We start from the raw sequence: 10,333 nt of genomic DNA on the forward strand, positions 1-10,333 counted from the left end.
GAACGGTCCGTTCCTTGCAAAATTCGCAAGGAACGGACCGTTCCTAGCGCGCGTGGGGGGCCTGCGTCCGCGCGAGCGGAGAAGCTAGCGGAGGGCGGGGACCCGCTCGCCGTACTTGGCCAGCAGCGCGGCGTTGGCCTCGTCGCCACCGTCCACGTTGGAACTACGCCACAGCGGGATGTCGACACCCTGGGCCGCGCCGAGGTCCACGACCTCGGCGAGGACGAGGTTCCACAGGAACGCGTTGATCACAGTGGACAGTGGCGCGGTGCGCGGCGCGTCCGGCGGATAGCTCGAGTCGCCGGGGCGGACGTGGGAGTCGAGCACGATGCTCGCCTCTTCGATCAGCGTCGTCGCAGCGCGTTTGGGCGCCGCGGCCACGGACGCGGCCGAACTCACCGCGATGACCGACGCCCCGCGCTTCCGCGCCCCGGCGGCCAGTTCGACCGGGTACGGGTTGACGCCCGAGGTCGAGAACACCACCAGCAGGTCGTCCGGCCCCGGCGCGCGCTCGGCCAGCACCTCTTCGGCGAGCCCGGAGCGGCGCTCGGTCTTGGTGCTGTGCTGCGCGCCGTGCAGCGGCAGCAGTTCGGGGTGGTAGACCGGGTACACACAGGCGAGCCCGCCCGCGCGGTAGAAGGTCTCGGCGACCGCGGCCAGCGAATGCCCGGCCCCGGCGGTGAACACCAGGGCGTCCGCCCGGATGACCCCCAGGATCAGCTCGGCCGATTTCCGGATCTGCGCCGCGTTACCCCGTTCGGCTTCCGCGAGCCGTTCGGCGACGTCTGCATAACGTTCGGTGGTGCTCACCACATCCGCCCTTCCGTCTGGAGGTCAGCGACGAATGTATCGCGTGGACCAATGGCCGAAGTGGAATACATCGGGTCATGATCGAGGTTGACCCGATCGCTGCGGCCGGGGTTTCGAAGACTGGAGGGCTCAGGGTGAGCGAGGCTGATCCCGCGGTGCGGATTTGGCGAGAACGCGGCCAGGTGAAAGCCGTGGTGCTGGTACTGCACGGCGGCGCGGAGCACAGTCATGCCCGTGTGGCGCCGTGGCGGCTGGCCTACCAGCGGATGGTGCCGCTGGCCAAGGACGTCCACCGGACGGGCCGGGAGCACGGCGTCGAGGTGCGGCTCCTGCGCAACCGGATCTACGGCTGGAACGACAACGGTACCGACGCGCTCGCCGACGCGCGCTGGGCCTTGCGACGGATCCACGAGGAGCACCCGGATGTGCCGGTGATCCTCGTCGGCCATTCGATGGGCGGGCGGGTCGCCGTGCGCGTCGCCGACGATCCGGCGGTCATCGGCGTCTGCGCGCTGGCGCCGTGGACACCACCGGGCGAACCCATCCACGCCGTCGGTGGTCGCGCCGTGCTCATCGCGCACGGGACCAAGGACCGGATGACCGATCCGGTGGCCTCCCACGCTTTCGCCGAACGTGCCGAGAAGGTGACGTCGCGATCCGCGCGGTTCGAAATCGGTGGCGAAGGGCACGCGATGCTACGCAGGTCTCGCGTCTGGAACCGCCTCGTACGGGCTTTCGCACTCGAGCTGATCGAAGCCGGGGAGATCGACGAAACACTGAGCGGGGCCTGGGGCCGGCCGAGTTCGGAACGGCTGCGGATCCCGGTCTGAACCGGGCGGCAAGGAGTTCTCATGTCCACGTTCAGTGTCGATCGGACGGTAGGTTCGTCCGGTCTGTCCGCCCCTGGCGAAACCCGGTGGACGGGGTTGGCCACCCCGCCGCATTCCCCGTTCCGTGCGCGGATCGCCGAGCAGTTGTTCCGGCACGCGGTGCGCCCGTTGGACGTCCGCGTGCGCATGCCCGACGGCTCGCATCTGGGCGCGGGTGGCCCGGACGCGCCCGAGATGCGTCTCAACCGCCCCGCCGCCTTCTTCCACCGCCTCGGCGTGGACGCGAAGATCGGCTTCGGTGAGGCCTACATGGTCGGCGACTGGACGAGCGACGCGCTCACAGAGGTCCTGACCCCGTTCGCGGGGCGGATGGCGACGCTCGTCCCGCCGCTGCTGCAACGGTTCCGCCGGTTCGTCGACCGCGGCCACCCCGCGGCCGAGGAGAACACCGTCGAGGGTTCGCGGGCGAACATCCATCGCCACTACGACCTGTCCAACGAGCTGTTCGGCGCGTTCCTGGATCCGTCGATGATGTACTCGTCGGCGTTGTTCGGCCCGGACGACGACTTCACCACCGCGCAGCACCGCAAGATCGACAGCGTCCTGGACTACGCGGGTGTCAGGGAAGGCAGCACGGTGCTCGAGATCGGCACCGGCTGGGGCGAACTCTCGATCCGGGCCGCCGCACGCGGCGCCAGGGTCACGTCACTGACCATTTCGGAGGAGCAGGCGAAGCTGGCGACCGAGCGCATCGCGGCGGCGGGCTTCGCCGACCGTGTCGACGTCCGGCTGTGCGACTACCGCGACTCCTCAGGCGAGTACGACGCCGTGGTCAGCGTCGAGATGATCGAGGCCGTCGGTGAGTCTTACTGGCCCACGTTCTTCGAGACCATCGGGAAGCGGCTGAAGCCGGGCGGCAGGCTGGGGCTCCAGGCCATCACCATGGACCACGAACGCATGCTCACCGCGGCCCGTTCGTACACCTGGGTGCACAAGTACGTCTTCCCCGGCGGGCTGATCCCGTCGACCACCTCGATCGAACAGGGGATGCTGGAGCACGCCCGGCTGAAACTGCAGGGAGTGCGCGAGTTCGGCCAGGATTACGCCCGCACGTTGCGGCTGTGGCGGGAGAGGTTCATCCAGCGGTGGGACGAAATCACCGAATTGGGCTTCGACGACGTCTTCAGCCGGATGTGGGAGTTCTACCTGGCCTACTCCGAGGCGGGCTTCCGCTCGGGGTATCTCAAGGTCCACCAGTTCGGATTCGCCGAAAACGGACGGTGAACGCCACCCAACCGATGCGGGGTGCCGTACGTCCTTCACCTAGGGTCTGCGGTTGACTGGCCCTACACGCGAGATCGGGACGGGTGATTCGGCATGACGTATGGAGGCGACGACCGAGGGCGACGGATGCCGCCACAGCGGCCGCCGTCCGGCCGCCCCCGGCGGCACCAGCCGGCGCAGATGATGCCGCTGCCGGGCCGGGGCACCAGCCCGTACGACGAGCGGACGGCACCCATGGGGCACGGGGGCCGGGAGCGTCCCGCCGGTCCGCCACCGCGCCGTCCCGGCCCGCCGCAGCCCCCTTCCGGCCGTCGCGCCGACGGTCCGAGGCCGCCGGCGCGACGTAAGCGCTGGGGTTTCGGCAAGGTACTGGTCACCTTGCTGACCGTGTTCGTGGTGTTCCTCGCCGGCGTGTGGGTGTACCTGGAGTTCTCCATCAACCGCGTCGACGCGCTGGCCGACTATTCCGGCCGCCCCGTCTCGGCCGAAGGCACCAACTGGCTGATCGTGGGCTCCGACAGCCGGGACGGGCTGACGCCCGAAGAGCAGGAAAAGCTGGTCACCGGTGACTCCAAGGCCGCGGGCGGTGGCAAGCGGACCGACACCATCATGATCGCGCACGTCCCGTCCAACAGCACCAAACCGACGCTGCTGAGCCTCCCGCGCGACTCGCAGGTGAGCATCCCGGGGCACGGCAAGAACAAGATCAACTCCGCGTTCTCGATCGGCGGCCCGGCGCTGCTCGCGCAGACGGTCGAGGGCGCCACCGGCCTGCGGATCGACCACTACGCCGAGATCGGCTTCGGCGGGTTCGCGAAGATCGTCGACGCGATCGGCGGGGTCCACATGTGCGTCGAGAAGCCGATGGAGGACACCTTGACCGGGATCAAGATCCCCGCGGGCTGCCAGGACCTCCAGGGCCCGCAGGCACTCGGGTTCGTCCGCATGCGGCACAGCGACGCGACCCCGCGTTCGGACCTCGACCGCGTCGCCAACCAGCGCAAGTTCATCGGCGCGCTGGTCAGCGAGATCGGCAGCCCCGGCACCCTGCTGAACCCGTTCTCGCTGTTCCCGCTGCTGTCGACGGGGCCCGACGCGCTGACGATGGATTCCGGCGACCACGTGCACAACCTGGTGGGGCTGGCGCTGGCGATGCGCGGGATCTCCTCGGGCGGCGTCGTCACCACGACGGTGCCGGTGACCAGCGGCTCGGCGGAGAACTGGGACAAGACGAAGTCGAAGCTGCTTTTCGACGCGCTGAAGAACGACACCGAAATCCCGGACAGCGCGATCTTGACCTGATTTCAGGTGCCTTCGGCGCCAGGAACGGTCCGTTCCTGGCGAAATTTGCCAGGAACGGACCGTTCCTGGCGTCTGCGGGGTCAGTCCGGCGCCCGAAAACCGGAGGCGCCCGGAGCGAAGGCGAGTCACCATGGGCGGATGGAAACGCCCGCCGAAACCCTCGCCGACGAAGTCGTCACGCTGCGCCGCTGGCAGCCGGAGCAACTCGAAACCCTCGCCGCCGTCGCAGGGGATTCGGCCGCGCATCTCGGCGCGTGGATGCTCTGGGCCGTCAACGGTTACGGCCGCGAGGAAGCCGCCGACTTCCTGGAGCACACCACCAGGAACTGGGCCGAAGGCAAGACCTACGATTTCGCGATCCTCGCCGAGGACGAACTGGTCGGCGGCACGGGCATGATCATCCATCCGGACCGGATCGAGATCGGCTACTGGCTCAGCCGTCACCACACCGGTCGCGGCTTCGTGACCAGGGCCGCCGAACTCCTGATCGACGAGGCCTTCCGGCTCGGCGCGCCGGAGGTCGAGATCCGGCACGACGAGGACAACATCGCGAGCGGCGCCGTGCCCGCACGGCTGGGGTTCACGATGATCGGCGACGAGGCCACCGAACCGCCGCTCGCCCCCGCCTGCGCGGGTATCACCAGGATCTGGCGGCTCAAGCGTCCTTGATGTCGCGCTCGCGTAAGGCAGCAAGCGCCTTGTCGGCGTGCACGGTGAACTTCAGTTCGCTCTTGATCACTTCGAGCACCTTGCGGTCGGTGTCGATGACGAAGGTGTGCCGCTTGGCGTGCAGCGGGCTGAATTTGCGCCACACGCCGAACTGTTTCGCCACCACACCGTCCACATCGGACAGCAGGGGATAGTCGAAGCCGTGTTTGGCCGAGAACTCCTGCTGTTTGGCGACGGCGTCCGGGCTGATCCCGACCCGGTGCGCGCCCACCTCGGCGAATTCGGCGGCCAGATCGCGGAAGTGGCAGCTTTCCGCCGTGCAGCCGCTGGTCATCGCGGCGGGGTAGAAGAACAGCACGACCGGCCCGGACGCGAGGAAGTCCGACAGCGTGCGCTGCTCGCCCTTGTCGTCGGGAAGGGTGAAGTCCGGGGCGATGTCACCATGGTCCATGGATGGATCCTGTCACGTCAGTGGGCGTGCCGTTCGATGAGCTCGTCGACCTCGTCCCCGGTCGCCGAATCCGCGACGAACGAACCACGCGCCGCGAGCACGCCGTACCGCCGGAGCCGCTCGGCCTGTTCGTGACTGTGGACGCCTTCCGCGCCGATGCGCAGTTTCAGCTCCTTGGCCCTGGCGACCAGCTGGCACAGATGACGGACGTCGGCCTCGTTCTCGCCGTCGGCCAGCGCGTCGACCACGGCACCGGACAGGATCACGTGGCGGACCGGCAGCCGGTGCCGCGGGATCAGCTCGAGATCGTCCGAGCCGGAGATCGTCAGCACGAGCTGGGCGCCCAGCTCGGCCAGTACGGCGAAGGAGTCGAGCACCTCGCCGTCTCCGTCGAGCACGGACTCGCGGTCCGTGCACAGCCGCAGCGCCTGGGCGGGCAGATTGTGCCGGTCGAGCTGTTCCTTGACCAGCAGGACCAGATCGGGCTCGATGGCCAGCCGGTTCGGCAGCCGTACGCAGACGTCGGGCGCGGCTTCGCCGAACCTGTTCCGCCACCTCGCGGTGGCGGCGAGCGATTCGGCCAGCAGCCACCGGCCGAGCGGGATGGTCATCCCGGTGATCTGCGCGAGCGGATAGAACTCGTCCGAGTCCAGATCGCCCTTCTCCGGATGGCTCCAGCGCAGTCCGGCGTTGACGGCGGCCAGCTGGTCGGGATTCGCGAGCTTGACCGTCGGCTGGTAGATCAGCGAGAACTCGCCGTTCTCCAGCGCCCCCGCGATGACCGCGCCGAGCTGGTAGCGGCTCCGGTCACGCGCGTCGAGTTCCGGATCGAACAGCATCCACTGCGCCTTGCCCGCCTCCTTGGCACGGTGCAGGGCGATTTCCGCGGCGCGAAGCAGGTCTTCGGGTCCGCCTTCGGCGACCGGGCGGACGACGATGCCCGCGCTCGCGCTGACCCCGATACCGTGCCCGCCGAGGTAGATCGGCTCGACCAGTTCCTCCAGGGCCCGCTCGACCAGGGTGATCACCTCGGGCGAGGTGAAGTCGCCGCGCAGCAGGACGGCGAACCCGTCGCCGGAAAGCCGGGCGACCGATCCGTTGTGCCTGCCGGTGAAGACGGACGTGAGCTTCTTCGCGACCCCGCGCAGCACCTGGTCGCCCACGCCGGCCCCGAGACCGTCGTTGATCACCTTGAAGCCGTCGACGTCGAGGTAGACGAGAGCCACCTGCTCGCTGCCGGACCCGGCGAGCGCGGTTTCGAGGGCGTTGTCGAAGGCGGTGGCGTTCGGGAGACCGGTCAGCGGGTCGTGCACGTTCTGGTGCAGCAGTTGTTCCTGCAGCAGGTGGATCTCGTTGGCGTCGGCGACCATCAGCACCGGATAGGTCGAACCGGGCCGGTCACCCGGCAGATCGGTCAGGGTCACGTCGACCCAGAGCGGACCTTCCTCGCCGTGGTCGATCAACAGGCGTTCCTGCTGGGTCGGCCTGCCGGCCGTCATGAGTTGCGAGAGCGCGTTCTGCAGCCGCGCGACGTCGTGGTCGGCCGAGCCGAGATCGGGGATCTCCCGTCCGCGCAGTGCGGTGGGACGGCAGCCGAGGAGTTTGCCGAGGGCGACGTTCGCCTCGACGATCGTGCCGTTGGGGTCGGCGAGCGCGATCCCGATGGGCGAGGCGGAATAGAGCTTGGAGAAGCGCTGCACAGCGGGCTGGTGACCGGGCTCGGCCAGGACGGCGTCCTTGGCGACGCCGAGCAGCAGCCGTTCGAGTTGCTCCTTGGGAAGCGATACTCCGTTAGTGTCAGCGAGCGTCTCGGCCCATCTCCGAGCGACGTCCACCAACCCTGGCGCGGAACCAGGCTCGGGCACACTTCACCTCTTCATGCGCGGTTTATGACCAGCTCAGACCGGGTGTCCGAACTCATGGGCCCACACCAGGTATGAGCCGACCGGGTGTAGTGCCACGGCATCATGCGCGATCCGGGGTGTCTACCGGCTGAAAGGGTGATCGCTACTACACGAGTGGTGACCGGACGTTACCAAGAGTACTCGATCGGGGATGTCCGTTCGGCCGGACTTCAGCGGGCCGTCAACCGGATCGGCAGGCCGTCCGCGGGAACGGGCAGCGAGACGTAGTCCCAGCGCGCGGTGTAACTCTCCGGGACCGACCACCGATACGCCCGCAGCATCTCGTGCAGCAGCGCCTTCACTTCGAACGTCCCGAAATGCAGGCCGACGCATTTGTGCGCGCCGCCGCCGAACGGCATCCAGGCGTAGCGGTGCGACTTGTCCTCGCGGCGTTCCTCGCCGAAGCGATCCGGGTCGAACCGCATCGGGTCGGTCCAGTACTCCGGCGCGAAATGGTTGACGGTGGGGGAGACCCCGACGAGTGTCCCTTCGGGAATGAAGTGTCCGAGAACCTCGGTGTCCTTCACGGTCTTTCTCGCCAGCGAAGGAACCGGGGCCACCAGCCGCAGAGCTTCCTTGATCACCAGGTCCAGTGTCGTCAGGGTCTCCAGCGCCTCGATGTCCGGCACGTCGTCGCCGAGCGCGAGGGACTCCTGGCGCGCACGTTCCTGCCACTCCGGGTTCTTGGCGAGGTGGTAGACGGCCGCGGCACTGGTGATGGTCGACGTGTCGTGTGCGGCCATCATCAGGAAGATCATGTGGTTGACGACGTCGGAGTCGGTGAAACGATCACCGTCTTCGGTGGTGGCGTGGCACAAGGCGGTGAAGAGATCGCCGCCGTCGCTCGCCCGTTTCGCGGGCAGGTTCGCCGAGAAGTAGCGTTCGAGGACCTTGCGGCCGTGCAGGCCCGCCGCCCAGCGGCCGCCGGGAACGGGAAACCGCACGATGGCCGTGCCCGCGCGCACGGAATTCACGAACGCGCGGTTGATCGCGGCCGCGTCGTCGCCGGACCGCATGCCCATGAACACGCGCGTCGCGACGTCGAGCGTGAGTTGCTTGAGGGACCAGTAGATCCGCGGGTTCGGCCGGTCCGCCCACGCGGCGATGCCCTCGCGCAGAGCCGGTCCCATCTGGTCGACGTAACCGGTGAGCCGTTGCCGGGTGAACGCCGCCTGCATGATCCGGCGGTGCAGGTGATGCTCGCCGAAGTCGAGCAGCATCAGGCCGCGGTCGAAGAACTGCTCGATGAAGAACTTCCAGCCCTCCTGGGAGAAGGCCTTGTCCTTGTTCACCAACGCGATCTGTGTGGCCTCCGGGCCGGAGAGCGCGACGATGCGTCTGCCGAACGCGCCCATCCACGACACCGGGCCGTAGGTCTCGTAGCGTTTGAGGCCGAACTCGATGCCGAAGCGCATGAAGTCCAGCGCGTGCCCGATGACCGGCGGGCCTTCGTCGCCGAGGACGGGTTTGAGGCCCGGCGGGGCGGGCGCGAGTTCACGGACCGGCCAGGTCGCGCCGAGCCAGCGCTGGTCGACCGAACGCGGCAAGGGGATCGACGTGAGTGGCGGGACCCGCTCGCGCAGTGCCCCGGTGACCTTTTCGACGGCGTTCGCCATGGTGACCATCTCCCCGCTGAGATCGCTGCCGCTCCACCATCGCATCCTTATTGACGTTCTGACAATACCTCGGCGGAAGTTCCGTGAAGGCCTCCTTGAGGGACCCAGGGTCCCTCAAGGAGGCCTTCACGGAACGTCAGGAAGCCCGCCCGGGGTGTCGTCCGTCTGATCACGTGAGTTCGCTGTTCAATCACGCGAGTTACGTGTCTGATCACGCGAGTTCGCCGTTCGATCACGTGAGTCGCGTGTGTGCAGGGTCAGTCCCAGTCGAGGGCGCCACCGGACTGGTACTCGATGACGCGGGTCTCGAAGAAGTTCTTCTCCTTCTTGAGGTCCATCGCCTCCGACATCCACGGGAACGGGTTCTCGGTCTCGCCGAAGATGGGCGCGAGGCCGATCTGCTGCGCGCGACGGTCGGTGATGAAGTGCATGTACTGCTCGATCAGTTCGGCCGAGAGCCCGAGCATGCCGCGCGGCATGGTGTCGCGGGCGTAGGCGACCTCGAGCTCGCAAGCCTCGGTCAGCATCATCCGGATCTCCGCCTGGAACTCCTCGGTCCACAGGTGCGGGTTCTCGATCTTGATCTGGTTGATGCAGTCGATGCCGAAGTTCAGGTGGATCGACTCGTCGCGCAGGATGTACTGGTACTGCTCGGCGATCCCGATCATCTTGTTCCGGCGGCCGAGCGAGAGGATCTGCGCGAAGCCGGTGTAGAACCACATGCCCTCGAAAATCACGTAGAACGCGACGAGGTCACGCAGGAAGTTCTGGTCGGCTTCCGGGGTGCCGGTCTCGAAGTCCGGGTTCTCCAGGTTCTGCGTGTACTTCAGCGCCCACGCGTCCTTGTCCGAAATGGACGGGACCTCGCGGTACATGTTGAACAGCTCGCCCTCGACCAGGCCGAGGCTTTCGCAGATGTACTGGAAGGTGTGCGTGTGCACGGCCTCCTCGAACGCCTGGCGCAACAGGTACTGGCGGCATTCGGGGTTGGTGATCTGGCGGTACACCGCGAGCACGATGTTGTTGGCCACGAGCGATTCCGCGGTGGCGAAGAAGCCGAGGTTGCGCTTGAGCATGGTGCGCTCGTCCTCGGTGAGGCCGTCGGACGACTTCCACAGCGCGATGTCGGCCTGCATGGCGACCTCGGTCGGCATCCAGTGGTTGTTGCAGCCGGCGAGGTACTTCTCCCACGCCCAGGTGTACTTCATCGGCAGCAGCTGGTTGACGTCGGCGCGGGCGTTGATCATCCGCTTGTCGTCGACGTTGATGCGGGCGGCGCCGACTTCGATCTCACCGAGGCCGGTGGCGCCGGTGGCGGAGTCAAAGGTGGTCATGAAGGCTCACTTTGAGAGTTGGGGGGTCGGGGGGGGGGGGGGGGGGGGGGGGGGGGGGGGGGGAGGGGGGGGGGGGAGGGGGGGGGGAGGAGGGGGGGGGGACGCAGCCCGCATCCCCCCTCCTGGCCTTTCG

The 10,333-nt window shown here is 67.9% G+C and carries 9 protein-coding genes; 4 read left to right on the forward strand and 5 right to left on the reverse strand.

Going from position 1 to position 10,333, the window contains the following annotated elements:
* Positions 1–84: 84 nt before the first annotated feature.
* Positions 85–813 carry an SIS domain-containing protein gene (locus tag ACZ6DT_RS06645; RefSeq protein ID WP_465589665.1) on the reverse strand — a complete coding sequence of 243 codons (729 nt, stop codon included), beginning with the start codon at positions 811–813 and terminating at the stop codon, positions 85–87.
* Between the two features lie 131 nt (positions 814–944).
* Between ACZ6DT_RS06645 and ACZ6DT_RS06650 the strand changes: the two genes are divergently transcribed.
* From ACZ6DT_RS06650 to ACZ6DT_RS06665, 4 genes are all read left to right on the forward strand, one after another.
* On the forward strand, positions 945–1,640 hold the full coding sequence (locus ACZ6DT_RS06650) for an alpha/beta hydrolase (RefSeq protein WP_465589668.1): 696 nt from the start codon (positions 945–947) through the stop codon (positions 1,638–1,640).
* A 21-nt stretch (positions 1,641–1,661) separates the two neighbouring features.
* Positions 1,662–2,924: a class I SAM-dependent methyltransferase gene (locus tag ACZ6DT_RS06655; protein WP_465589671.1), complete on the forward strand. Its 1,263-nt coding sequence runs from the start codon at positions 1,662–1,664 to the stop codon at positions 2,922–2,924.
* A gap of 93 nt (positions 2,925–3,017) precedes the next feature.
* Positions 3,018–4,226: an LCP family protein gene (locus ACZ6DT_RS06660; protein WP_465589674.1), complete on the forward strand. Its 1,209-nt coding sequence runs from the start codon at positions 3,018–3,020 to the stop codon at positions 4,224–4,226.
* A gap of 138 nt (positions 4,227–4,364) precedes the next feature.
* Positions 4,365–4,895, forward strand: a complete 531-nt coding sequence (locus ACZ6DT_RS06665; RefSeq protein ID WP_465589677.1) for a GNAT family N-acetyltransferase — start codon at positions 4,365–4,367, stop codon at positions 4,893–4,895.
* Here the strand turns inward: ACZ6DT_RS06665 and ACZ6DT_RS06670 are convergent.
* The 4 genes from ACZ6DT_RS06670 to ACZ6DT_RS06685 all read right to left on the reverse strand — a co-directional run bounded on the left by ACZ6DT_RS06670 (position 4,882) and on the right by ACZ6DT_RS06685 (position 10,200).
* Positions 4,882–5,346 (reverse strand): peroxiredoxin, encoded by a 465-nt coding sequence (locus ACZ6DT_RS06670; protein WP_465589680.1) that lies wholly within the window; start codon positions 5,344–5,346, stop codon positions 4,882–4,884. The genes ACZ6DT_RS06665 and ACZ6DT_RS06670 overlap by 14 nt on opposite strands.
* A 17-nt stretch (positions 5,347–5,363) precedes the next feature.
* Positions 5,364–7,211 carry a putative bifunctional diguanylate cyclase/phosphodiesterase gene (locus tag ACZ6DT_RS06675; RefSeq protein ID WP_465589683.1) on the reverse strand — a complete coding sequence of 616 codons (1,848 nt, stop codon included), beginning with the start codon at positions 7,209–7,211 and terminating at the stop codon, positions 5,364–5,366.
* Positions 7,212–7,420: 209 nt separating this feature from the next.
* The gene (locus ACZ6DT_RS06680; RefSeq protein ID WP_465590561.1) at positions 7,421–8,866 is read right to left on the reverse strand and encodes a cytochrome P450; all 1,446 of its coding nucleotides are present in this window, start codon (positions 8,864–8,866) and stop codon (positions 7,421–7,423) included.
* A 257-nt stretch (positions 8,867–9,123) separates the two neighbouring features.
* The gene (locus ACZ6DT_RS06685; protein ID WP_465589686.1) at positions 9,124–10,200 is read right to left on the reverse strand and encodes a ribonucleotide-diphosphate reductase subunit beta; all 1,077 of its coding nucleotides are present in this window, start codon (positions 10,198–10,200) and stop codon (positions 9,124–9,126) included.
* Between the last annotated feature and the right edge of the window lie 133 nt (positions 10,201–10,333).

The sequence above is a fragment of the Amycolatopsis sp. NPDC041971 genome (assembly GCF_055588925.1).

Coding starts and splice junctions, on each gene's coding strand:
- ACZ6DT_RS06670 (WP_465589680.1), bottom strand. CDS start 5,346: ATGGACCATGGTGACATCGCCCCGGACTTCACCCTTCCCGACGACAAG.
- ACZ6DT_RS06660 (WP_465589674.1), top strand. CDS start 3,018: ATGACGTATGGAGGCGACGACCGAGGGCGACGGATGCCGCCACAGCGG.
- ACZ6DT_RS06685 (WP_465589686.1), bottom strand. CDS start 10,200: ATGACCACCTTTGACTCCGCCACCGGCGCCACCGGCCTCGGTGAGATC.
- ACZ6DT_RS06665 (WP_465589677.1), top strand. CDS start 4,365: ATGGAAACGCCCGCCGAAACCCTCGCCGACGAAGTCGTCACGCTGCGC.
- ACZ6DT_RS06655 (WP_465589671.1), top strand. CDS start 1,662: ATGTCCACGTTCAGTGTCGATCGGACGGTAGGTTCGTCCGGTCTGTCC.
- ACZ6DT_RS06680 (WP_465590561.1), bottom strand. CDS start 8,866: ATGGCGAACGCCGTCGAAAAGGTCACCGGGGCACTGCGCGAGCGGGTC.